The sequence below is a fragment of the Hyphomonas sediminis genome (assembly GCF_019679475.1).
In the GTDB taxonomy this organism is placed as follows: domain Bacteria; phylum Pseudomonadota; class Alphaproteobacteria; order Caulobacterales; family Hyphomonadaceae; genus Hyphomonas; species Hyphomonas sediminis.
On sequence record NZ_JAIEZP010000001.1, the window covers coordinates 1679209 to 1701325 of the forward strand.

Consider the following 22117-nt stretch of genomic DNA (forward strand, 5'->3'; position numbering starts at 1 on the left):
AAAGGATGGCAGATGGCAGCTTACATGATCGTTTTTGCACAGGTGAAGGATCGCGCACGCTTTGTGGCTGAATATGCGGCACCTACAGCGGCGCTGCTTGCCAGGTATGGCGGCGAATATGTCCTGCGCGCGCCGGGCGTGGAGAGCCTTGAGGGCGGATTGTTTGGCGGCGCGAGCGCTGTCATTTCCAAATGGCCCGACAAGGCGGCGATCCGCCGTTTCTGGGAGAGCCCGGAATATGAAGCGCTGAAAGCCGCGCGCCAGCCATTGGCAGAGGCGCATGTGATGATCGTGGAGGAAACGGCATGAAGCGGCTCCTTTTGGCGGCAGTGGCCGTTGCTTCGCTAGCCGCCTGTGCGTCCGCCGTGGGGGACGTGTCGCCAGTGCTGGATGGTCAGCCACCGGAGGTTTCCCGACGCGCGCTGTTGCCAACGGCTGTGCAGGCCAATCCGGAGCTTTCGGCGCGAGATATTATCGCGGCCGCGCATGAAGCGGCAGGCGGCGCCGACTGGCGGGACGTGAAGAGCCTCTACCTGGAAGGATACAACATTATCCGGAAGGCCGATGGCGGCGAAGTGTTGTGGGACAAATACGCCATGTGGCGCGAGTTTTCCGACACCAAGGCCAATGCCCATGCCGCCGAAGGCAAGGTTCGGATCGAGGCATGGACGGGCGACGCGCTTGCGATGCTGATCGCTTTCGATGGCGAAACGACCTATGACCAGAATGGCGCCATGCCTCAAGAGGTGGCCGCCAAGGCGTGGGCCTCCAATTTCGGCTTCGGGGCGATCCGCAACGCGCTCGATGAAGGCTGGACGCAAACGCGCCTGCCGGACGATCTGATCGACGGCGCGCCGGCTTATCTTGTGGAGTTGACTGATCCTTCTGGCAGCAAGACGCGCTTTGGCATTCGCCAGTCGGACTTTGCGACTGTGTATGTCGGCTTCAACACGCCGCGCGGCTGGCATGAGCGGCGCTATTCGAACTTCTTTACTGTGCCGGGTTCAAGCTGGGTGCAGCCGGGGCGTGTGCGCCTGTTTTATGATGGCGTAAAGGCGAATGAGGCGATCTGGACGAAGTTCGAGATCGGCGAGCCGATGGAACCATCCGTGTTCGTTGTTTCGGGAAAGCCGGAGCAGCCGACTTTCTGATCCCTGTCAGGCTGGTCAAAGCAATGGCGCCCTTCCTTGCGGGAGGGCGCCATTTTTGTGTGCGATATCAGAAGGGCTTCACGGCGCCGAAGAAGGCGGTGGTGAGAATGCCGACCCAATAAGTGTAAGCGATGAGGCGGGCGATCTTGATGGACCGATCGAGCTTTGCCTCGACTTCCGGATTGGGGCCGGCGGCGAGGATGGGGAAAAGGGCGCGCCATTCATGCATCACCAGGCGCAGACCGAAGCCGAGGATCAGGAGCAGGCCATAAGTCAGCATCTTTGCCGAGAACCATTTCTGGCCCTCGCCGGCAAGGAAGGGGCCGTGGCCGAGCAGCGAGGAAACGGCACCGATGATCAGCAGGGGGATGACAATATATCGGGTCCAGTCTTCAACATCGGAGAAGAGTTTACCCATCGGTTTGCCGCGATTTGAGAAGGCGACCCAGGTGATGCCCATCCAGACGGCCCAGAGCAGCCACATGGCAACAAGCCAGCCGCCGCCATAGGGCTGAACACCCCAAAGATGGCCCATATGCAGGCCGAGTGGCAGCAGGGAGATGATGCCGGTGCGCGCCATGATGTCGATACGGTAGGCCGTATCCATGTGGCGGGAGCGTTCCTCAAGGGAGAGTTTGGGGTTCACGACCTTGTAAGAGGTCTGGAAGACGCCCCATTCACCGCCGAGCCAGTAGACCATGGCGACAATATGCAGCCATCGGAGGATCGGAAGTTCATAAGCCGCAAGAAAGTCTAGCATGGTCGCTCCCAGCATAGCGATTAAATGATATATCTTTTAATCAAATGTGTGCGGGAAATTCCATAGTGGAAAACACGTAGGCATATGATTTTGATGGCCTGGATAGCGTATCTGCATCGTCTCTATGCAAACCAATAAAAAAGCGCCCGGCGAGCGGGCGCTTTTGTAATCGAATGCGCTGTTTTCAGCGGGTGGTGGCGAATTCTTCCGCGACCTCTTCGGAGGACGCCTCTTCGGCAATATCAATCGCTTCGCGATCTTGCTGAATGATGCGGAGGACACGGGCGATATATTCCTGAGTCCATGCGCCGCGCTCTTCGGCTTCCTGCTTGGTGGGGGTGAAGGCTTCGATAGACGCCTTCGTCACCTGCCCGTCGCGCTCCAGAAGGCGTTCGATGGTGTCCATCCGTTCCCGTATGACAGACACTTCCTGCATCAGCGCGAGGGTGATGTTCATCACGCGTTCGACATCCGGATCTTTCAGGAACCATGGGCGCTTGCCTTTGGCTTTGGTTCCGGCGAGGGCGACGGGATCAAGTTTCGTGGTCATGGATCAAGCTACCTTCCGTGCGCCAATGACGTGCCAGGCTGCCTTGCGGCCATAGTCTTCCTGTTTGGTGTCTTTGGCCGCTTCCGGGAACACTTCCGGATCAACAACGGCCGCGACGCCGCCGTGAATGATGGAGGCACGGGAGAAACCAGCCTTTTCCATCCATGCATCAAGATCAATCTCGTGCATCTTGGTCCAGAAGGGCTCGTTGTTGTAGAACGCATCCCAATCGCGCATCGCCTGCTCAAACAGGGACATCTGATCGGTATACTGCGGCTGTTCGACATGCAGCACGATGCCGCCCGGCTTCAGCAGGCGTTTCGTCTCTGCAAAGATCTTTGGCATGGATTTGTAGCTGGTCTCATGCAGGAACATGGTCGATTGAATCCAGTCAAAGCTTTCATCCTCGAACTGGGAAAGCTCGGACACATCGCCCTGAATGAAGGTGATATTGTCTACGCCGAGTGTTTTGGCGCGGGCGAGACCGTAGCGCAGCATTGGCGCGCCGGCGTCAACGGCGATGATCTCTGCATCCGGGAATGCCTGTGCCAGAGGCACGACATTGTGGCCAAGGCCGCAGCCGATATCGAGAATGCGCCGGGGCTTGAGGTCTGGCAGGTTTGCCTTGACCCATTCAGCCACGGCGACGCCGCCGCCATCATTGTACCGCCCGAGCATGCCGCCCGTGGTGGCGAAGATGCCGATGTCGTAATTGGCTGCGCCGGTCACGTCGCCGGGAACCAGCTCTGTGTGATAGCTGCCGGGCATGCAGTGATGGTCGATGGCTTCTGTCGAGCGTGGCTGCTTGAAGCCGGGCTTGAGCACAAGGCGGCTATCATTCTCGGTCAGTTCGCGGACCTTGCCATTCAGGTCTTCGGCCTGACGGATGGTTACCCAGCGGCCCGCCTGCTGGCGATTTTCCATCGTGGCGCGGCGCATGGCCGACCACCATTGCCACATGGGTTCCTGCACCAGGGATTTGCGAACTTCGTGCCGGTCCTTGTAACCGCGCTTCTCTTTCTTCTCGAAGGCAGGCTTCACGCGGGCTTCAAATGCCTCGCCGATGCCGGGCATCACATTGGCAGCCAGATGGCGGTTCATGTGGGCCAAAAAGTTGAAGCGAGCCACTTCATCGTGATTGGTTTCGGGGAAGACGCCGTGGCGCCCGACCACGCGGTAATCCGGCGGCCCATCATAGGGGCGCTTGTCCGCGTTGCTGCCTGCTTTCGTGTCAGCCATTTCAGTCCTCCTGCGCTTCTAGGCCAAGTTCACAATTGACCTGCACCCAAAAGATATATCATTTAGACAAAGGCACCACTAGTGGAGATTACGGACATGGGCACTCGAATTGTCGCACTTTTCAATCTCAAACCCGGCATCTCTGTCGCAGATTACGAAAACTGGGCGAGAACCAAGGATATCCCAACCGTCAACGGACTGAAATCGGTTGATGCATTCGAGGTTTTCCGCTCGACCGGCGTGCTCGGTTCGGATGCAAAGCCGCCTTACGCTTATATCGAGATCATCGATGTCGCCGATATGGAAGGCTTTGGCGGCGAAGTCGGCACCGAGGCGATGCAGAAGATTGCCGCTGAATTCCAGGCCATGGCCGACGATCTCGTCTTCATCCTCACCGACAAGTTGGTCTGAGGGCGGGGCAATGGGAACGCTTACAGGCAAAACAGCCGTCATCACCGGCTCCGGGCGCCGGAAGGGCCTCGGCGAGGCGATTGCCCGCCGGCTGGCGGCTGAGGGCGCCAATATCGTCATCTCCGACGTGGGCAAGACGCGCGACGCCGCCACGGGCGAAGGCCATATCGGCACGACGGACGAGATGGAATCGATTGCGCAGGAGCTGCGCAGGCTGGGCGTGAGTGTTTCGACCTGCGTCTGCGATGTTCGCAGCCTGGAGGAAGTGCGCGCGCTGGCAAAACATGCCGCCGACACGCACGGATCGCTCGATATCTGGGTGAACAATGCCGGCATCGGCTACATCATGAAGCCGCTGCTGGAGGTTTCCGAAGCAGACTGGCGCGCGGTGATCGATGTGAACCTGACGGGGGCATTCTTTGGCCTCAAGGCGGCAGCCGAAGCCATGATCGGGCAGGGCAAAGGCGGGCGGATCATCAATATCGCCAGCCAGGCGGCCAAGTCCGGCTTTCCTCATGCGCAGGCTTACACCTCTTCCAAGCACGGCCTTGTCGGCCTTGTCCGCTCTGCTGCCATCGAGCTTGGGCCGCATGGCATCACCGTCAACAATGTCTGCCCGAACCATGTGACGACCGGCCTGGGTGCGTGGCAGAACGAGTATTTCTCGAAGGTCACCGGACATGCCTCGGTTGAGGATTACATGACCAACATGGCCAACCGCATTCCGATGCGCCGGCCAGGCCTGCCGGAAGACACGGCGAACGCCGTTGCGTGGCTCTGCACCGATCAGGCCGCCTACATAACCGCTGAAAGCATGAACGTTTCCGGAGGGGAGGAACCCCATTGACCAAACTACCACTTGATCCTGCGCCCGAAGGTTTTTCCTGGCCGGGCGGGGCGAAACTCGCCCTGTCTGTTGTCGTAAACGTCGAAGAGGGCGCCGAGCGCCGCATCGACGAAGGCGACAAACGCCCTGAGCCGGTCGACGAGCTGGGCGCCGTGCCGGGCAAGCCGATCCGCGTGCATGGCAACGAAACCAACTATCAGTATGGCATCAATCGCGGCGCGCCGCGGGTGATCCAGGTCCTCGACAAGGCGGGCATCAACGCCACCTGGACGGTCTGTGGCCTCGCGCTGGAGAAGGCGCCGTGGTTGGCAAAAGCCATCATGGAGCGGGGCGATGAGCCATGTAACCACGGCTATAAGTGGGCCTTCACCGCTTTCATGGACGAGGAGGCCGAGCGCGCCTTCATCGCCAAAGGCACCGAAAGCATCGAGAAAACCTGTGGCCGCAAGCCGGCTGGCTGGCTCTCGCGCTATCTGCATACGGATATTACGCGCCGCCTGATTCTCGAGCAGGGCTATTCCTATCATATGGACGACTATTCGGATGATTTCCCTTATTGGGCAAAGGTTCCGATGGCGGACGGATCGGAAAAGCCGATGGTCGTGTTGCCTTATGCGATTGATTCCAACGATATGAAGTTCTGGCTGTCGCCGAGCTTCACACCGGACATGTGGCTGGATTATGCGCGCCGGTCTTTCGACTGGCTGTATGAAGAAAGCCAGCGGGAAGGGGCGCGGATGATGAGCCTTGGCCTGCACCTGCGCATCATCGGCCGGCCGGGTCGGATCAAGGCGTTTGCCGACTTCCTGGAACATGTGAAGGGGCATCCTGATGTCTGGGTTGCAACGCGCGAGCAGATCGCGGCGCATTTCGCCAGCCAGGTTTCTTCAGACACGGCGCGATAGCGTTCAGCCGGGCAGGCAGGGGGAAAATATGAGAGCCAGCATTACCGCATCACTGGGGGCTTTGCTCCTTTCTGCCGCTTGCGCGAGCGCGCCTGTTGCAGAGCTGGAACCGGTTTCGACACCCGCGGCCGTGACCGCACCGGCGCTGCTGGGGGCGGAAAACCCCTATCCCGTGCATCCCATCAATCTGCGGCGAACAACGCTGATCGTCCGCGATCTGGATACATCGCTTCTGCTCTATCGCGACGCGCTGGGCTTTGATGTTGTTTATGATCAGGAGCTGACCTCGCCCGACCTCAAGACCCGGCATGAAACCGATGGCGTGAACCGCTCCCGCCTGGTGTTGACCCAGACCAATAGCGGCGCAATGGGGATGATCGGCCTGTGGCAGTTCCTTGATCAGACGGAGAAGGAACAGGCGGCGCCCGATGAGGCGGACTTCACGCCGGGCGAGATGGTGCTGCTGTTCAACACAACCGATCTTGAGGGGCGATTCGTGGCCGCCTCTGCCGTGCCGGGAGTGAAGGTGATCAGCGCGCCAGCGGAGCGGCGCTATCCTTCGCCCGCAGGCGACATCGTTGTGATGGTGTCGATGCTGGTGGATCCCGATGGTCATACGATTGAGCTCAACCAGATGATCTCTGACCCCCGCGCTTCAGAATAGCGCAGGCATCCGGATTTCCGCGCTCCGGACATTGACACGCGCTTGCGCCGCTTTAATTTGTCCGGACAAAGTTTGATGCGGAATTTCGAGATGCCTTCAGTTTATCGCTCCTTCCTGTTTGTTCCCGGCGCCCGGCCGGACCGGTTCGCCAAGGCCGTCGCCGCAGGGGCCGACGCAGTCATCATCGACCTGGAAGATGCGGTGTTGCCCGGTGACAAGGACAAGGCCCGCGCCGATGTTCTGGCATTCGTTGCGGAATGGACGGGCAAGGGCCTCGCCGTGCGCATAAACTCGCCGCGCACCGCGCACGGCTGCGCCGACATCGCGGCCTTTGCTGCATGCGGTGTGCTTTCAAAGCTCGATTTCATCATGGTGCCGAAGGCCGAGACGGCGGTGGACCTTGAGATTGTTGCCGAAGCGCTCGGCTCGGATGTGCCGCTTGTGGCGGTGATGGAGAGCGGCCGGTCTCTGGCCAACGTGCAGGCGGTTGCCGCAAAGGCGACGGGCGGCATGCTGTTTGGTGGCGCCGATTTTTCCGCCAGCCTGGGCGCAGACCTTGCCAATTGGGACGCGATGCTGACGGCGCGCGGCCTTGTGGCGGCGGCCTGCGGCGCAGCCGGCATTCCGGCCTACGACGTGCCGTTCCTGGATGTGAAAGATCCGGCGGGGCTAGCTGAAACCACCAATAAGGCGCGCCTCATGGGCTTCTCCGGGCGCGCCTGCATCCACCCCGATCAGGTCTCCGTCGTCAACGCTGCGTTCACGCCGAGCGATGCCGACATCGCCGAAGCACAAGCCATCATCGACGCGCTCAATGCCGCTGAAGGCGGCGCTGTGCTGCACAAGGGCAAGCTGGTGGACCGCCCCGTCATTCTCGCGGCTGAGCGCGTGCTCGCCAAAGCAAAATCAGTCTAAGGAAGAAGGAACATTCCATGGTTCAGAACTGGAAAGAAGTCGGCCCGAAGCGCTATCGTGAAACCTTTGGGCGCTATTTTGAAGACTTCAACGTTGGCGACATCTACGAACACCGCCCCGGCAAGACCGTTACCGAATACGACAACCACCTGTTCACGCTGCTGACGCTGAACACGCACCCGATGCACTTCGATGCAGAGTTCGCGAAAGCCTCCGAGTTCAAGAAAAACCTTGTCGTGAGCCCTTACACGCTTGCCCTGCTGATCGGCATGAGCGTGACGGACACGAGCCAGAAAGCCATCGCCAATCTGGGCATGGACGAAGTGAAATTCACGGCGCCTGTTTTCGCAGGCGATACGATTTACGGTGAAAGCGAAGTGCTGGCCAAGCGCGAGAGCCAGAGCCGTCCCGGCCAGGGCATTGTCACCATCGTGACGCGCGGCTTCAATCAGGATGGCACGCAGGTCTGTACCTTCAAGCGCAACATGCTGATCCCCGGCCGTGGCAATGCGGTTGAAGACAAGGTCGGCAACTACTGATCCGTCACCGGATCAGTTCAGGAGAACGAACATGGCTGACACGACATATCTGAGTGAAGAAGACGAACGCCAGATTCTCGATTCGATCCAGAAATGGATTGAAAAGAAGGTTGCGCCTGTCGCAATGAAACTCGAGCACGACAATGAATGGCCCGCTGACCTCGTCAACGACATGACGGAGCTTGGCCTGTTCGGCGCGCTGATTCATCCCGATTATGGCGGCCTCGGCCTGTCTGCGACGACCTACTCCAAGATCGTCACCATGATTTCGGAAGAGTGGATGAGCCTGTCGGGCATCTTCAACTCTCACCTGATGATGTCGATCGTCGTGCAGAAATTCGGCACCGACAAGCAGAAGGAATACTGGCTGCCGAAGTTTGCTTCCGGCGAGCTGCGCGGCGCGCTTGGCCTGACCGAGCCGGACGCCGGCACTGACCTTCAGGGCATCCGAACCGCCGCGCGCCGGCAAGGCGACAAATACATCGTCAACGGAACGAAAACCTGGATCTCGAACGCCATCGAAGGCCACTGCGTGGCGTTGCTGGTGAAGACCGATCCGGAAGCTTCGCCCCGCTACAAGGGCATGTCGATCCTCATTACACCGAAGATCAACCCGGAGACCCGCGAGCCGCTCAAGGGCATCAAGAATGGCCGCAAGCTGGAAAAGCTCGGCTATAAGGGCATCGATTCCGGTGAATTCATTTTCGAAGATTATGAGTGCGACGCAGACCTCTGCCTCGTTGGCGGGGAAGAAGGCCAGGGCTTCTTCATGGCGACCGGCGGCCTCGAGATCGGCCGGATCAATGTGGCTGCCCGCTCGGTCGGCATTGCGCGCCGCGCGCTGCGGGAAAGCGTTCAGTATTCCCAGATCCGCAAGACGATGGGCAAGCCGATCTGCGAGCATCAGGCGATCCAGTTGAAGCTCGGCGAGATGGCCGCAAAGACGCGCGCGTCCGAACTGCTCGTGCAGGATGCGGCTGCCGCTTATGACCGCGGCGAACGTGTCGATATGGAAGCAGGCATGGCGAAATACTTCGCGTCGGAGACCGCTGTTGAGGTCGCCACCGAAGCGATGCGCATTCATGGCGGCTATGGCTATTCGAAGGAATATGTCGTCGAGCGCCTCTACCGCGATGCGCCGCTGATGTGTATCGGCGAGGGCACGAATGAGATGCAGCGCATGATCATCGCCAAACAGCTCGTAAAGCGTAATCCGGCCTGATCCGCCTCGCGGCAGGACCGAACTGAAAGGTAACTCCCAACGATGACCCGGCTTCTTGAAGGCATCCGCATTCTTTCCGTCGAGCAGTATGGTGCGGGGCCTTACGGCACGCAGCTGCTCGCTGACCTGGGCGCGGAGGTCATCAAGGTGGAGGATGGCGCGCGGGGCGGCGATGTCTCGCGCGCGGTTGGGCCTTACCTGCTGGGCGAGGGGGATTCCGACTTCTTCCAGACCTTTTCGAAGGGCAAGAAGTCGATCAACATCGACCTCAAAAGCGCCGACGGCCGGGCGCTGTTCGACGCGCTGGTGAAGACCGCCGATGCGGTGGTCAACAATCTGCGCGGCGATCAGCCAGCGAAACTGGGACTGGACTTTGCCCGCCTGCAGGCCATCAATCCGAAGATCGTCTGCGCCCACCTGTCCGCTTACGGACGGGACAATTCGCGGGCTGGCTGGCCGGGCTATGACTATCTGATGCAGGCCGAAGCCGGTTTCATGCTGGCGACCGGCGAGCCGGAAGGGCCGCCGATCCGCTGCGGGCTGTCGATCATCGACTTCCATACCGGTAGCCATCTGGCGACGGCGATCCTGGCTGGCATTCTGGGCGCCCAGCGCTCGGGCGAAGGCTGCGACGTGGATGTGACGCTGTTTGACACGGCGCTGCACCAGCTTTCCTATCCGGCCACCTGGTATCTCAACCGGGGGCACGCGACGGAGCGCCTTCCGCGCGGGGCGCACCCGTCCATCGCGCCAAGCCAGCTTGTGAAAACGAAAGATGGCTGGGGCCTGTTGATGTGTCAGACACCGAAATTCTGGGATCTGTTCTGCGAGCTGGCCGATGCAGCGCATTTGAAGGCCGATCCGCGCTTCGCAACCAATCCGGCACGGCATGAAAACCTGGCGGAGCTGACGGCGGTTGTTGACCATATCCTCAGCCAGCGGACGAGCCAGGAATGGATCGAGCATTTTGCCGGGCAGGTGCCGTTTGCGCCTGTGCTGGATATTCCGAATGCGCTGGACAATCCCTATCTGGCCGAGACCGAGATGATCGAAGTTGTGGCCCACCCCTCAAAGCCCGAGGGCCTGCGCACGCTCGCGTCGCCATTCCGGGTCAACGGACAGCGCCCGGTCACTTCGCGCGCGCCCGAACTTGGCGAGAACAATGCCGAGTTTGCCGACGCCGTTAAACCATGAAGCTTTCCGGGTACAAGGTCCTCGATCTTTCGGCCTTCCTGCCGGGACCGCACATGACCATGATGATGGCCGACCATGGCGCCGATGTTATCATGGTGGAGCCAGCCAATGGGCTTGGCGAACCGGTGCGCGAGATTGGCGAGAAGACTGTGGACGGCAATACCGTCTGGTTCCGGAATGTGGCGCGCGGCAAGCGTAGCCTGAAGCTGAATCTCAAGGACCCTGCCGGCGTGGAGCTTCTGCTGAAGCTTGCCGAAGAGGCCGACGTGTTTGTTGAGGCGTTCCGGCCCGGCGTCGTCAAACGGCTCGGCGTGGATTATGAGGCTGTTTCGAAACGCAATCCGAAGATCGTTTATTGCTCCATTTCCGCCTTCGGGCAGGAGGGGACTTACGCCACAAAGCCGGCGCATGACCTGACCGTTCAGGCTTTGGCCGGGATTGTCGATCTTGGCCGTGGACTGACGGATGACAGGCCTGCGGCGCCGCCGATTCCGTTTGCGGATGCCGCCGCTTCTCTCATGGCGCTATCAGGTATCCTGATGGCGCTGCTGCGGCGCACGGAAACCGGCAAAGGCGACTATATCGATATGTCGATGTATGACGCGGCCATTGCCTGGACGCCGAATGTGCTGGGGCCGACTTTTGCGGAAGATCGGGCGCCGGAGCCCAAGAAGATGCGCAGCTTTGGCGGATCGGCGATGTATTCCATCTATCCGACATCGGATGACGGGCACATCGTGCTTGGTGGTTCGGAGATTAAGTTCGCTGAGAACCTGCTGGCGGCGCTGGGGCGGCCCGATCTGCTGCAATATGCGAAGGTTCCTCCTGGCGATGGCCAGGAGCCGTTGAAGGAATTTTTCCGCGAGACATTTGCATCCGGCTCGCTGGCGAAATGGTGTGCTTTCCTCGCGCCGGTCGATTGTTGCTGGGCGCCGGTACGGAGCCTCAAGGAGGCCTTTGAAGATCCGTTCACGGCGGAGCGTGGAATGGTGTTCTCCGATGCGAATGGGTATCGTCACGTCGGTCCGCCGATCCGGTTCTCTGACGAACCGCCGCAGCCTAATCCGGCGCTGCCTGCCTATGGGCAGCACTCAGAGATCATCGCGCGCGAAGCAGGGCTGCCCGCGCAGGAGATTGCAGAACTTTTGGAGAGGGGAACCATCTGATGACACGCTTTCCGGCCCATTTGGCACACGAAGGAATTTGGGAAGGAAAGTATCGGCACGTTGCCGCGGATGGCCAGGTGGAGGGGCAGTTCCGTTCCCGCGTTACCTGCGAGTTTCCGATGACGGACGGCGTCATCTATCGGCAGACGACGGAGTTGTGGACGCCCGAAGATGTTTACAGCAAAGCCACTTTCGAGGGACTCGATCGCGGCGATCACCTCTATTACGACGCGCCGACATTCCACGGCAAAAGCTGGGAAACCGAAGGCGGCCATCTGATGCTGAATCTCATCCGGAAGGATGAGCCGGGCGCCTATTTTGTTGAGTTGATCATCATGGGCGAGGGCGAAAAACACCGCGCCCGCACATGGCACTGGTTCAAAGATGGCCAGCTTTACCGTCGCACGCTCTGCGAAGAATCGCGCGTTTCCTGAAGCGCTATTTGCGCTGGCGGGTAAGCTTCATCTCGTAGGCAAAGCGTCCTGCGGGGTGCAGGCTTTCTGAAACCAGGATCGTCTGGCCGGCGGTGTCGATGTAGCGCCGCAGGGTGCGCAGCGCGGGCGAGTCGGGCTTCACGCCCAGGCGTGTTGCATCCGTCTTGCTGAGGGCGACAGCTTCCATCCGTTGAATGACATTTGCGACTGCGGCGCCATGCTCGCCTTCGATCCATTCGGAGATCGAGCCATTGAGATGTGATAGTTCTTCCATCGGCGGCGCCAGGCGATTGAGCACGAGAATGGTGGTGACGGCGAGGGGCGCTTCCCCGGAAGCGCGGCGCAGGCCGGTATAGGTGATGTAGCTTCCGTCGACGCCCATGCGTTTCATTTCAGCGCTGGTGGCCGGCCGCATTTTCTCGGGGGAGAAGACGGCATCGCGGGCGTATTGCAGGATGGATTCGAAATCGCCGATCGGCTGGGCGAAGGCAGGGGCGGGCGGCGTTGTGACAACCGTTCCGGCGCCGCGGCGGCGGGCGATCAGGCCATCTTCAGTAAGGATGCGCAGCGCTTCTCGTGCAGTGTGTCGGGAAATGTCCTTCGCTTCGCATAGTTCCATTTCGGTCGGCAGCGCGTCGCCAGGTTTCAGGCGGCCTGAAGCGATGAGCAGGCGCAGCTCATCGGCGATCTGACGGTAACGCGGCTGGATATTGTTCAAGGCCCTCTCCCTAGTCCCGAACCTGTGGACTGTAATGAACATTCCGGGCGGTATCGGCAATCCCGGCTTGCTTCGGATAGGAGCGATTTGTCCGGATTTATTCTGAAATCGCTGTCATTCAGGGCAGAAATTTTGATCATGTGCAGCTTGTGAACTGTGCAGCGGCGACAAGAATGCAATAGATATATCAAATAATTTCCTCTGACGGCCTGAAAGCGGTTTTCGTCCGTCAGACGATCATGCTAAGCAAGTGATATGTCCGGACAAATTATTCCCGTTACGCAGTCTTCGCAAACCCTCATTGAGGCGCTTGCTGGCGTGCTTGCTGCGGAAGTGAGCGAAGCGGACCGCGCGCGGGCGAAGCTGCACCTGCTTGACTGGGCGGGTTGCGCGGTTGCGGGGCGGGCGGAGCCGGCCGGGCGCATCCTGCTGGCGGGACTGGAGCCGACGGCGGCCGGGCGGGCATTCGCCTGGGGCGGGCTGGGCAACATTCTGGAAATGGATGATGTGGACAAGCGCGGATTGCTGCATCCGGGGCCGAGCATCATTCCCGCAGTGATCGCGGCGGCGGTGGATAAGCCCCCCCCGATCGAGCGGATTCTCAACGCGATTGTGCGTGGATACGAAGCGACGATTCGGCTCGGCCGGGCGGTGGGGCCGGGGCATTATGCCCTGTGGCACAATACCGGCACCTGCGGGGCGATTGGCGCGGCAGCGGCCTGCGCGAGCCTGATGGAGCTGGATGTTCCGGAGACGGCGCATGCGCTGGCGCTGGCGGTGAGCCAGTCGGCAGGACTGTGGCAGACGCGGCATGAACCGGCGAGCATGGGCAAGCAGTTGCACTGCAGTGTTGCCGCGCGCGCGGGACTGGACGCGGCAAGGTTGGCGGCGGCGGGATTTCGTGGGCCGCTGAGCATTCTGGAAGGCAAGCAGGGCTTCTTCGCGGCGATGTGCCCTGGCGCCGATCCTGCTGGCGTGCTTGCAGGATCGGCGGGCTGGCGCATCCATGAGGTGAGCTTCAAGCCGTGGCCGGCGTGCCGCCATGCGCATGCCACGATCGATGCGGCGCTGGCGCTGCGCGAGCGGGTGAATGTGCTGGATACGGACGGAGATATCCTCGTCGAAACTTATCGCGACGCACTGGTGTTCTGCGACAAGCCAGAGCCGAAAACGGTGATCGAGGCGAAGTTTTCGCTGCAGCATTCGGTGGCCGTGGTGATGCTGCGCGGCAAGCCGGAGCTGGCCGACTTTACGCCGGGCGCCATAGAGGCGGCTGATGTCAAAGCGATACGAAACCGTGTCAAACTGTGTCTTTCTGAGGCATTTGAGTGCCAATACCCGGCACGTTTCGGCGCTTCCGTGTCGTTTGCGGGCGAAACCGCCTCCGCGCCCGACGCTTTGGGGGACCCGGAAAATCCGGTTGGGGGCGATGTGCTGCTCGGCAAGGCAAATGCCCTGTTTGAGGCGGGCGGCCTTACACCCAAGGAGGCAGCTGGGCTGATCGCGGCGGTTGAGGCTGGCGTGCCGGAGCTGCCGGATCTGATCTGCAAGGTGCTGGCATGAGCGGCGCGGCGGAGGCCTTTGTCAGCCACGCCCTGAGCCTGCGCTGGGAGGCGATGCCGCCTGCGGCGCAGGAGGCGGTGAAGACATTCCTGCTCGACAGCCTGGGCGTTGGCATTGCGGGCGCCGGATCGCCGTTGACCGCCAATGTGCGCCAGGCGGCGCTGGCCTGGGCGGGCGCGGGCGACGCGCATGTGTGGGGGCAGGGCAGTTACCGGACGAGCGCGGCGAATGCGGCATTCGTCAACGGCTTCCAGATCCACTGCCAGGAATTTGACTGCGTGCACGAGCCTGCCGTGGTGCATCCGATGGCGACCATCCTTGCCGCGCTGATGGCGACGGTGGACCGGGAAGGCGATGTGTGCGGGACGGAACTCGGCGCGGCGCTGGCCGCCGCCGTGGACGTGGCGACGGGCCTTGGCGTGGCGGCAAAAACGCCGCTGAAATTTTTCCGTCCGGCCACGGCAGGAATTTTTGGCGCGACGCTGGGCTGCGCCCGGCTGCGCGGCTTTACGCAGGCGCAGGCGCGCAACGCGCTGGGATATGCTCTTTCTTTCGCGTCGGGCACGATGCAGGCGCACACCGAAGGCAAGCCGGCGCTGCCGGTGCAGATTGCGAACGCCGCGCGCAGCGCGGTGATGGCATGCGACCTGGCCGCCGCGGGCATGGAAGCGGCAGAAGACAGTATTGAGGGACCGTTCGGATACCTCACCCTGTTTGAAGATGCGTTTGACGTGACGCCGGTGGTTACCTCGCTCGGCAAGGTGTTCCGCATTGCGGAAGTGAGCCACAAGCCTTTCCCGACGGGCCGCGCCGCGCAGGGCGGCATCGTGCTGGCCAAGCAGGCAAAGGCGGCAGGCATTGCGCCCGGCGATATCGCTTCTGCACGGCTGACAGCGCCGCCGCTGATCAAGCGGCTGGTGGGGCGCCCGGCGCAGGCGGGCATGACGGCGAGCTATGCGCGGCTCTGCTATCAATATTCCGGCGCGCTGACGCTGATTGACGGGCATGTGGGCCTGAAGGACTTTTCCGCCGAGGCGCTGGCGCGCGAGGACGTGGCCGCGCTGGGCCGTAAAATTGAAGTGGTGGATGATGGGCAGACGAACCCGGCAGCCTTCACGCCGCAGGTACTGACACTGACGCTGACGAGCGGCGAGACGCGTGAGTTCACCATCAACTCCCTGTTCGGGGCGCCAGCGGACCCGCTGAGCCCGGAGCAGAATGAAGCAAAGTTCCGCGAATGCTGTGCCTTCGGCTTTGGCAGAGCGCGCGAAGACATTGAGGCGGCGATGATTACCGCTGTGAGCAACCTTGAAAATCTTGTCGATGCCGGGCGCCTGTCGCGTCTTGCATCTGGTATAATGGAGTAATCCGATGACGGATGGACACAACACCTACTTCAATGCGGTCGACTGGGCAAAAATGCAGGGCGAGCATCCCACGGGAGACGCCTTCATTGCCTTTGCGAAGAAGAGCCGCGACGAGATCCGCGCGCATCAGGAGAAGCTGTTCAAGCGCCTTGTGGAGCGCGCCTGGAAGACGAAATTCTACCAGCACCATTGGGGCAAGGCCGGCATTGAGCCGGGCGACATCAAGGGGCTGGAATCGCTGCCCTCCCTGCCGAGCTTTGACAAGAGCGACATCATGGAGTCGATTGCGCGCAATCCTCCGCTGGGCGACTTTGCCGGATTTGAAGCCTATGGCCCCGGCGAGCGCCCGCCGACCATCATGCACACCACATCGGGCACTACGGGTACGCCGCAAGTGCTGCTGTTCGGGGCGAAATCCCGCGAAGTGCAGAACCTGCTTCTGGGCCGTCTCTACCGTTTCCAGGGCTTGCGCCCGGATGATGTGGTCCACTCCGTTTACGGACATGGCATGATCAATGGCGGACACTATGTTCGCGAGGCGGTGACACACTGGACGAGCGCGCTGTTCATGTCTGCCGGGACGGGCGTCGAGACGCCTTCGATCAAGCAGGTTCAGCTGATGAAAGATTTCGGCACCACGGTGATCGTGGGCTTTGCTGACTACATCAAGAAGCTGGCCCGCGTGGCTGTTGAGCAGGGTATCGACCCGGTGAAGGACCTGAACATCCGCATGATTTCCGGCCACCTTGGCCGCGAGGACAAGGACACGCTGTCTGAAGCCTGGGGCGGGGCAGATTGCTTCGACTGGTATGGCGTGGGCGATACGGGCTGTATTGCGGGCGAAGGCCCGGACCGGGATGGCCTCTATGTGATGGAAGACGCGCAGTTCCTGGAGATCGGCGATATCGACACTGGCAAGCCGGTGGCCGAGGGCGCAGAAGGCGACATGATCTGCACCTGTCTGTTCAAGGACGACATTTATCCGATCATCCGTTTCAACACGCATGACGTGACGCGCATGAAGGCCGGCCAATCGAGCCTTGGCCTGAACTTCCAGCGCATCGAGGGTTTCCTTGGCCGCTCGGACAACATGGTGAAGATCCGCGGGATCAACATTTTCCCGCAGGCGATGGGCCCGATCCTCGAAGAGGACAAGGCGTTTGCCGGCGAGTTCATCTGCAAGGCGCGGCGTGACGAGAGCGGCCGGGACGAGTTCATCGTGGCGGCCGAAGTGAGCGGCGACGCGAGCGACGCGGTGGCCGATCGCTTCCGCGCGCTGCTGAAGCAGAAAATCGGTATTGATGTGGCCGTGGAGCTGAACGCGCCGGGCGCGCTGGCGCCGCTGACGCAGACGGAAGTTCGCCAGAAGCCGATCCGCCTGATCGACGAGCGCTTCAAATGACACCGATCGAGCGCTTCAAGCATTATGCCGGACGCATTGCGCGGTATAATCCGGCGATCCACGCCTTCATTCACCTGCGCCTTGAAGAGGCCGAAGCTGAGGCGCAGGCCGCGCAGGCGCGGTTTCAGGACGGCAAGCCCCTATCCGCAATTGACGGCTGGTGCTTTGCCGTGAAGGCAAACATTGCCGTGAAGGGCCTGCCGCATCATGCGGGGATCGGCGCGTATCGTGACGTGATTGCGCCTGAGGATGCGGAGGTCGTCCGCCGGCTGAAAGCGGCTGGGGCTGTGGTTCTTGGCATTGTGAACATGCATGAAGGCGCGCTGGGCGCGACGACGGACAATCCCTTCTTCGGGCGAACGCAAAATCCGCGGAAGGAAGGATATACACCGGGCGGATCTTCCGGCGGCTCCGGCGCGGCGGTTTCGGCAGGGCTGTGCGATGTGGCGCTGGGCTCCGATACGATGGGCTCCGTGCGCATCCCTTCAGCCTATTGCGGCACGCAAGGCATCAAGCCGGGCGCGGGGCTGGTTTCCGAAGATGGTGTGTTGGCACTGTCCACGACGCTCGACACCGTTGGCCCACACGCGCGCGATGTGGAGAGCCTTCGGGCGGCGCTGAGCGTGATGACCGGGCAGGCGCTGAATGCGGAACCTGTCTCGCTGAACGGCTTGCGCATTGCTGTTTGGGGCGCGGGCCGTGAAGGCATTCAGGATGCAGTGGAAGATGGCTTTTCTGTCGCAGTATCGCGGATCGAGGCGGCGGGCGCCGAGGCAAGCGTGGCCGAGCCGCCGGGATACCAATATGGCCGTTCCCGCCGGGCGGGCCTGCTGATTTCGGAAGTGGAGGCCAGCGCCATCCATGCGGAGAAGTTGGGAAGCGACCCGGAAGGCTTCTCGAAGTTTTTCCGTAAGCTGATGGCATGGGGCGTGGCGCGGCCCGCCGAAGAGGTTGAGCTGGCTTATGAGCAGGTGCGCCAGATCGAGGCGGCGGCGGGGCGGATCTTCGAGGCGCATGACTTCGTGATTGCGCCTGTGGCGCCGCAGACGGCGTTTTCCTTCGATGAGCCCGTGCCGGAAAACCAGGCGGACTTCACGGCGTGGGCAAACTTTGCAGGACTGCCGGCGGCTGCGGTTTATACCGGGCTCAGCCCGGCGGGGATGCCGCTTTCCTTGCAGGTGATCGGGCCGAAGGGCAGCGATGGGCGCGTGCTGGATGTGGCTGCGGCGCTGGAAACGCTGTTTGGCGCGCCGCAGGTGCCCCTCGCGCTTCAGCGATAGGTGAACCTGGCCGGGCGTTTATCGAGGAACGCCCGGTAGCCTTCCTGGAAATCCTCATTGGAGAAACCGTTGAGGAAGAGGCTTTGGGCCTCTGGCGTTTCCTCTGCCCATCCATTTTGCAGTCCACGGATCATCTGCTTCGTGGCGCGGACGGACCATTGCGAGATGGCGGCGATGTCGCTGGCCCATGCGCGGGCGGCTTCGAGCGCGGAGCCGGCATCGACCAGGCGGTCGATCAGGCCGAGGGATTTGGCTTCCTCGGCGGCAAAGATGCGGCCGGTGAAGAGGATGTCTTTCGTGGCGCCGGGGCCGATAGCGGCGAGGAGGCGGCGCGTGTCGCCGGCTGGGTAGACGAGGCCGAGCTTGCCGGGCGTGACGCCGAACTTTGCGCCAGCGCCCGCGACGCGCAGGTCCGCTGCCATGGCGAGGCTGACGCCGCCGCCGACGCAGGCGCCTTCGATGGCAGCGATGACGGGCTTGGCGCTGTTCTCGATGGCGTCGAGCGCGTCAGCGATGCGCTGGCCGGAGGCCTTGGCGGATTCTTCGGTGGCGTAGATCGTTTCGAATTCGGAGATGTCGGCGCCGGCCGCGAAGGCTCCGGCGTCGCCGCCATGGATGAGGATGAGCTTCACGTTCGGATCGGCATTGGCCTGCGCCACGAGGGCGGGAATAGCGGCCCACATCTCGACTGAGAGTGCGTTGCGGCGTTCGGGCTTGTTCAGCACGATTTCGGCGAGGGGGGCAGCAATGTCGAGGCGGATGGGTTGGCTCATGAGGCGTCCTCTGCGAAGGCGGAAAGCGGGGCGGGCGCGCCGGTGTTAGCGATCAGCGCCTTGCGCCGCAAGAAGCGCTGGAAGCCGGCTGGGCCCATGCGGCTGCCGCCGAGGCCGGAAAGCTTGAAGGAGTGCTTCTCCGCTTCGTAGAAAATGCCGGTGAGGGCGGCGTCATTCAGGCTGACGGCACCTGCCTCGATGCCGGCAGCGACGGCTTCGGCTTCTTCGAGCGTGCCGGCGAAGACGGCGGCGGAGAGGCCGTATTCGGTGTCGTTGGCGAGGGCGAGGGCCTCGTCGATGGTGGCGAACGGCATGACGGGGAGGAGAGGACCGAAGGTTTCTTCGGTCATCACCTTCATCTGATGGCTGACATTTGTGAGGACGGTGGGCAGGAGCCAGCAGCCGCCGCCATGGTTCTCGACTGTGCCGCCGGTGAGGACGGCGGCGCCGTTTGCCTTTGCGTCTTCGATCTGGGCGGTGAGGATGGCGGCCTGCTTGTCGAAGATGATGGGGCCGAGTTCGCCTTGCGAAATGTCGGGCCAGTTGAGGCGGACGGCGGCGGCTTTTTCCGTGAGGCGTTTGAGGAACGCGTCATGGATTTCTGCGGCGACGTAGATACGCTCGATGGACTGGCAGGCCTGGCCGGTGGAGAGGACAGAGCCGCGCAGGGCCGCGTCGGTCGCCTTTTCAAGGTCTGCGCTGGCGGTAACGATGAGAGGGTCCTTGCCGCCAAGCTCGAGGAAGGCGGGGATCATCTTCGTGGCGGCAGCGGCAGCGACCTTGCGGCCTGTGGCGACCGAGCCGGTGAAGCAGATGACATCGACCGCCTCGATCAGGGCTGCGCCGGTGGCGCCGTCGCCCTGGACGAAGGTGAGGATGTCTTCAAGGCCGGCCTCGGCGATGGCGGCCATCATCGGCGCGGCAAAGCGGGGGGTGACTTCCGATGGCTTGATGATGACGGCAGAGCCCGCCAGCAGGGCCGGGATGGTGTCGATCATCGACAGGGTGAGCGGGAAGTTCCAGGGCGAGATGACGCCCGTTAGCGCATAGGGGACGAATTGCGGCGCGTGGCGGATGTGGGGCATGGCGCGGCCTTGCGTCCAGCCCTCTGGCAGGAGGGTTGGCGCCTGGGCGACCCAGCCGCGCAGGGAGGCAACCGCGCCATCGAGTTCCAGCCCCGCAATGCGGCGGCGGCCGGTGTCGATCTCGAGGGCGGCGGTGATCTCCGTACGGAATTTCACCAGCGCGTCTGCAAGACGCAGAAGGGCAGCGCCGCGCTCTGCCAGGGGCAGGGCTGTCCAGCCACGCTGCGCGGCGCGCAGGCGCTGGGCGGTCGCGGAGATTTCCTCCGGGCCGGCGGCCTGGATCTGATAGTCCAGTTCGCCGGTGCGGGGATTGCGGACGTGCAGGGTGCGGGTTGTCACAGGCCGAGGGCTCCGGGGTTCACATTGCCTTTGGGGTCAACCATTGCCTTGACTGCTTTAAGCAGGTTCAGCGAGGCATCGCTCAGGACTTCAGAATAAGGATAGCAGCGGCCAATCTGGAAGTGGGCAGCGCCATAGGAGTCGAAGATATCCACCACGCCGCGGCGGGCCTTCGTCACGGCGGCGGTGGCATCCGGATTGGGGGGGAAGCGCTTCAGCTTTTTGAGGTGAGCAGGTTCAACGGTCTGCTCGTGGATGGCGAAGATTTCCTCCGGCCACATGAAGACCGGTTCGATCAGGTAAGCGGTGGTGCCCAGCGAGCTGATGAGGAAGCCGGTTAGGATTTCGTATTTCGTGAACTCTTCGGAGAGCGAAGCGAAATAGTCTTCCAGAGCTTTCCAGACCTTCGGGCCATCGGAAACCGAGACGATGCCGTGGACGGGAACCCAACGTTCGCCTTCTGCGCCGAGAATGGTGTTCGGCGCCGTGAAAGGGTTTGCCCGGACGATCTTGGGAATGGAGTTTTCCGACTCCTTGCCACCCACAGCGGCGCAAACCGCTTTGAGGCGTTTCATATCGTCTGCCACGCCAGCCTTGGAGCGGCCTTCGACGACGACGTGCAGGCTCCAGCTGTCGGATTCCATGAAGTTGCGGCCAGCCATGGCGATCTTGGCGCCTTCCTGAAGACCTTTCAGGAGATTGCCCTGCGCCTTGACGACATTGGCGAGCGTTTTCGTGTCGGCAGCCAGAGAGGCGCGCTTCAGGCGGACGCGGGTGAGCGAGGGATCGAAGCCGAAGACTTCGCAGGCGAGGTTCTGGCGGGCCACGGCGGCCATCGCGTTGGCGCAGGCTTCGCGGCTGGAAAACTCGAAGGTTGCCCAGTCTTCAAACTCCGGCCACGGAATGAGGCGGAAGGTGATTTCTGCCTTGAAGCCGAGCGCGCCGGAATCGCCGCAGAAAAGACCGGTAAGATCCGGGCCGTAATAGCGCCAGAAGGGCTTGCCGACCTTGGTGGCGCCTGTGCCGGTACGCACGGGCGTTCCGTCTGCGAGGATGACGGTGAGGCCGGTAACGCTGTCAGCCGTGGTGCCGTAGATGCCGGCGCCGAAGATGGCGTTGCCTTGCGAGAGACCGCCGCCGACGGTCGAGTTGAGGCCGGAGAGCGGCCCCCAGAAAGGCGTGCGCAGGCCGAGCGGCTTCAGCGCATCATAAAGCTGTTTCCACGACACGCCTGCCTGGGCGGTGACGTACATGTCGTCCTTGTTGATCTCCACGATCTTGTCGAGGCGGGAGAGATCAAGAATGCCGACGCCCGGACGGTCCGGCGTGGTGGAGCTGGTATAGGACATGCCGCCGCCGCGCGGGTTCAGCGCGATGTTGTGTTCGTGGCAGGCCGCAACGGTCTGCTGAAGTTGTTCGACGGTTTCAGGGGTGGCGATGAAGTCGGCGGTGACGCCTTTGGCCCAGATGTCCTGGCTGAACAGTTCGCGGGCGGCGAGCTCCTCGCTGTAGCCTGACGGCCCGAGGATCTGTTTCAGGATGGCGGCAACGGTCTGCGTGGCGGTGGCGGTTTCCATGACGGTTCTCCGGGAG

The 22117-nt window shown here is 62.0% G+C and carries 23 protein-coding genes; 16 read left to right on the top strand and 7 right to left on the bottom strand.

The window, feature by feature from the left end; all coding sequences use genetic code 11:
- Positions 1-12 precede the first annotated feature (12 nt).
- Together K1X12_RS08450 and K1X12_RS08455 are read left to right on the top strand one after the other, a co-directional pair.
- A complete protein-coding gene (locus K1X12_RS08450) occupies positions 13-309 on the top strand; it encodes a DUF1330 domain-containing protein (protein ID WP_220987167.1) in 297 nt (98 codons plus the stop codon).
- Positions 306-1151, top strand: coding sequence for a hypothetical protein (locus K1X12_RS08455; protein WP_220987168.1), 846 nt, complete (start codon positions 306-308; stop codon positions 1149-1151). Before K1X12_RS08450 ends, K1X12_RS08455 begins: the two co-directional genes overlap by 4 nt.
- A 67-nt stretch (positions 1152-1218) precedes the next feature.
- Here K1X12_RS08455 and K1X12_RS08460 read toward each other — a convergent pair whose 3' ends face one another.
- The 3 genes from K1X12_RS08460 to K1X12_RS08470 form a co-directional block, all read right to left on the bottom strand.
- Positions 1219-1911: a hypothetical protein gene (locus K1X12_RS08460; protein WP_220987169.1), complete on the bottom strand. Its 693-nt coding sequence runs from the start codon at positions 1909-1911 to the stop codon at positions 1219-1221.
- 184 nt (positions 1912-2095) lie between these two features.
- On the bottom strand, positions 2096-2461 hold the full coding sequence (locus tag K1X12_RS08465; protein WP_220987170.1) for a hypothetical protein: 366 nt from the start codon (positions 2459-2461) through the stop codon (positions 2096-2098).
- Between the two features lie 3 nt (positions 2462-2464).
- On the bottom strand, positions 2465-3700 hold the full coding sequence (locus K1X12_RS08470; RefSeq protein WP_220987171.1) for a class I SAM-dependent methyltransferase: 1236 nt from the start codon (positions 3698-3700) through the stop codon (positions 2465-2467).
- A gap of 96 nt (positions 3701-3796) precedes the next feature.
- On the opposite strand from K1X12_RS08470, the gene K1X12_RS08475 reads away from it, so the two are divergent.
- From K1X12_RS08475 to K1X12_RS08520, 10 genes are all read left to right on the top strand, one after another.
- Positions 3797-4111, top strand: coding sequence for a RedY/HapK family protein (locus K1X12_RS08475; RefSeq protein WP_220987172.1), 315 nt, complete (start codon positions 3797-3799; stop codon positions 4109-4111).
- A gap of 10 nt (positions 4112-4121) precedes the next feature.
- On the top strand, positions 4122-4958 hold the full coding sequence (locus K1X12_RS08480; protein WP_220987173.1) for an SDR family NAD(P)-dependent oxidoreductase: 837 nt from the start codon (positions 4122-4124) through the stop codon (positions 4956-4958).
- On the top strand, positions 4955-5863 hold the full coding sequence (locus K1X12_RS08485; protein ID WP_220987174.1) for a polysaccharide deacetylase family protein: 909 nt from the start codon (positions 4955-4957) through the stop codon (positions 5861-5863). Before K1X12_RS08480 ends, K1X12_RS08485 begins: the two co-directional genes overlap by 4 nt.
- 28 nt (positions 5864-5891) lie before the next feature.
- Positions 5892-6527, top strand: a complete 636-nt coding sequence (locus K1X12_RS08490; RefSeq protein ID WP_220987175.1) for a VOC family protein — start codon at positions 5892-5894, stop codon at positions 6525-6527.
- A 90-nt stretch (positions 6528-6617) separates the two neighbouring features.
- A complete protein-coding gene (locus K1X12_RS08495) occupies positions 6618-7442 on the top strand; it encodes an HpcH/HpaI aldolase/citrate lyase family protein (RefSeq protein WP_220987176.1) in 825 nt (274 codons plus the stop codon).
- A gap of 17 nt (positions 7443-7459) precedes the next feature.
- Positions 7460-7981, top strand: a complete 522-nt coding sequence (locus K1X12_RS08500; protein WP_220987177.1) for a MaoC family dehydratase — start codon at positions 7460-7462, stop codon at positions 7979-7981.
- A gap of 31 nt (positions 7982-8012) precedes the next feature.
- Positions 8013-9203, top strand: a complete 1191-nt coding sequence (locus K1X12_RS08505; protein WP_220987178.1) for an acyl-CoA dehydrogenase family protein — start codon at positions 8013-8015, stop codon at positions 9201-9203.
- Between the two features lie 42 nt (positions 9204-9245).
- Positions 9246-10397: a CaiB/BaiF CoA transferase family protein gene (locus tag K1X12_RS08510; protein WP_220987179.1), complete on the top strand. Its 1152-nt coding sequence runs from the start codon at positions 9246-9248 to the stop codon at positions 10395-10397.
- Positions 10394-11563, top strand: coding sequence for a CaiB/BaiF CoA transferase family protein (locus tag K1X12_RS08515; protein WP_220987180.1), 1170 nt, complete (start codon positions 10394-10396; stop codon positions 11561-11563). Before K1X12_RS08510 ends, K1X12_RS08515 begins: the two co-directional genes overlap by 4 nt.
- Positions 11563-11997 carry a hypothetical protein gene (locus K1X12_RS08520; RefSeq protein ID WP_220987181.1) on the top strand — a complete coding sequence of 145 codons (435 nt, stop codon included), beginning with the start codon at positions 11563-11565 and terminating at the stop codon, positions 11995-11997. Before K1X12_RS08515 ends, K1X12_RS08520 begins: the two co-directional genes overlap by 1 nt.
- Positions 11998-12001: 4 nt before the next feature.
- Here K1X12_RS08520 and K1X12_RS08525 read toward each other — a convergent pair whose 3' ends face one another.
- Positions 12002-12715 carry a GntR family transcriptional regulator gene (locus K1X12_RS08525; RefSeq protein WP_220987182.1) on the bottom strand — a complete coding sequence of 238 codons (714 nt, stop codon included), beginning with the start codon at positions 12713-12715 and terminating at the stop codon, positions 12002-12004.
- A 255-nt stretch (positions 12716-12970) separates the two neighbouring features.
- Between K1X12_RS08525 and K1X12_RS08530 the strand changes: the two genes are divergently transcribed.
- Genes K1X12_RS08530 through K1X12_RS08545 form a run of 4 tightly spaced genes read left to right on the top strand, consistent with a single transcriptional unit; the run spans position 12971 to position 18327 of the window.
- Positions 12971-14278, top strand: a complete 1308-nt coding sequence (locus K1X12_RS08530; protein ID WP_220987183.1) for an MmgE/PrpD family protein — start codon at positions 12971-12973, stop codon at positions 14276-14278.
- Positions 14275-15645: an MmgE/PrpD family protein gene (locus K1X12_RS08535; protein ID WP_220987184.1), complete on the top strand. Its 1371-nt coding sequence runs from the start codon at positions 14275-14277 to the stop codon at positions 15643-15645. The genes K1X12_RS08530 and K1X12_RS08535 overlap by 4 nt, the downstream gene beginning before the upstream one ends.
- 4 nt (positions 15646-15649) lie before the next feature.
- On the top strand, positions 15650-17047 hold the full coding sequence (locus tag K1X12_RS08540; RefSeq protein WP_225907921.1) for a phenylacetate--CoA ligase family protein: 1398 nt from the start codon (positions 15650-15652) through the stop codon (positions 17045-17047).
- Positions 17044-18327: an amidase gene (locus K1X12_RS08545; RefSeq protein WP_220987185.1), complete on the top strand. Its 1284-nt coding sequence runs from the start codon at positions 17044-17046 to the stop codon at positions 18325-18327. The genes K1X12_RS08540 and K1X12_RS08545 overlap by 4 nt, the downstream gene beginning before the upstream one ends.
- Here K1X12_RS08545 and K1X12_RS08550 read toward each other — a convergent pair.
- From K1X12_RS08550 to K1X12_RS08560, 3 genes are read right to left on the bottom strand one after another with little or no spacing between them, the layout of a single operon-like run.
- Complete coding sequence (locus K1X12_RS08550; RefSeq protein ID WP_220987186.1) at positions 18318-19100, bottom strand: enoyl-CoA hydratase/isomerase family protein; 783 nt, start codon at positions 19098-19100, stop codon at positions 18318-18320. The two genes, K1X12_RS08545 and K1X12_RS08550, sit on opposite strands and share 10 nt — an antisense overlap.
- Positions 19097-20524 carry an aldehyde dehydrogenase family protein gene (locus K1X12_RS08555; RefSeq protein ID WP_220987187.1) on the bottom strand — a complete coding sequence of 476 codons (1428 nt, stop codon included), beginning with the start codon at positions 20522-20524 and terminating at the stop codon, positions 19097-19099. Before K1X12_RS08555 ends, K1X12_RS08550 begins: the two co-directional genes overlap by 4 nt.
- On the bottom strand, positions 20521-22101 hold the full coding sequence (locus K1X12_RS08560; RefSeq protein WP_220987188.1) for an FAD-binding oxidoreductase: 1581 nt from the start codon (positions 22099-22101) through the stop codon (positions 20521-20523). The genes K1X12_RS08555 and K1X12_RS08560 overlap by 4 nt, the downstream gene beginning before the upstream one ends.
- Positions 22102-22117: the final 16 nt, after the last annotated feature.

Coding starts and splice junctions, on each gene's coding strand:
- K1X12_RS08465 (WP_220987170.1), bottom strand. CDS start 2,461: ATGACCACGAAACTTGATCCCGTCGCCCTCGCCGGAACCAAAGCCAAA.
- K1X12_RS08455 (WP_220987168.1), top strand. CDS start 306: ATGAAGCGGCTCCTTTTGGCGGCAGTGGCCGTTGCTTCGCTAGCCGCC.
- K1X12_RS08510 (WP_220987179.1), top strand. CDS start 9,246: ATGACCCGGCTTCTTGAAGGCATCCGCATTCTTTCCGTCGAGCAGTAT.
- K1X12_RS08530 (WP_220987183.1), top strand. CDS start 12,971: ATGTCCGGACAAATTATTCCCGTTACGCAGTCTTCGCAAACCCTCATT.
- K1X12_RS08535 (WP_220987184.1), top strand. CDS start 14,275: ATGAGCGGCGCGGCGGAGGCCTTTGTCAGCCACGCCCTGAGCCTGCGC.
- K1X12_RS08490 (WP_220987175.1), top strand. CDS start 5,892: ATGAGAGCCAGCATTACCGCATCACTGGGGGCTTTGCTCCTTTCTGCC.
- K1X12_RS08540 (WP_225907921.1), top strand. CDS start 15,650: ATGACGGATGGACACAACACCTACTTCAATGCGGTCGACTGGGCAAAA.
- K1X12_RS08495 (WP_220987176.1), top strand. CDS start 6,618: ATGCCTTCAGTTTATCGCTCCTTCCTGTTTGTTCCCGGCGCCCGGCCG.
- K1X12_RS08505 (WP_220987178.1), top strand. CDS start 8,013: ATGGCTGACACGACATATCTGAGTGAAGAAGACGAACGCCAGATTCTC.
- K1X12_RS08475 (WP_220987172.1), top strand. CDS start 3,797: ATGGGCACTCGAATTGTCGCACTTTTCAATCTCAAACCCGGCATCTCT.
- K1X12_RS08480 (WP_220987173.1), top strand. CDS start 4,122: ATGGGAACGCTTACAGGCAAAACAGCCGTCATCACCGGCTCCGGGCGC.
- K1X12_RS08545 (WP_220987185.1), top strand. CDS start 17,044: ATGACACCGATCGAGCGCTTCAAGCATTATGCCGGACGCATTGCGCGG.
- K1X12_RS08470 (WP_220987171.1), bottom strand. CDS start 3,700: ATGGCTGACACGAAAGCAGGCAGCAACGCGGACAAGCGCCCCTATGAT.
- K1X12_RS08550 (WP_220987186.1), bottom strand. CDS start 19,100: ATGAGCCAACCCATCCGCCTCGACATTGCTGCCCCCCTCGCCGAAATC.
- K1X12_RS08515 (WP_220987180.1), top strand. CDS start 10,394: ATGAAGCTTTCCGGGTACAAGGTCCTCGATCTTTCGGCCTTCCTGCCG.
- K1X12_RS08460 (WP_220987169.1), bottom strand. CDS start 1,911: ATGCTAGACTTTCTTGCGGCTTATGAACTTCCGATCCTCCGATGGCTG.
- K1X12_RS08450 (WP_220987167.1), top strand. CDS start 13: ATGGCAGCTTACATGATCGTTTTTGCACAGGTGAAGGATCGCGCACGC.
- K1X12_RS08560 (WP_220987188.1), bottom strand. CDS start 22,101: ATGGAAACCGCCACCGCCACGCAGACCGTTGCCGCCATCCTGAAACAG.
- K1X12_RS08500 (WP_220987177.1), top strand. CDS start 7,460: ATGGTTCAGAACTGGAAAGAAGTCGGCCCGAAGCGCTATCGTGAAACC.
- K1X12_RS08520 (WP_220987181.1), top strand. CDS start 11,563: ATGACACGCTTTCCGGCCCATTTGGCACACGAAGGAATTTGGGAAGGA.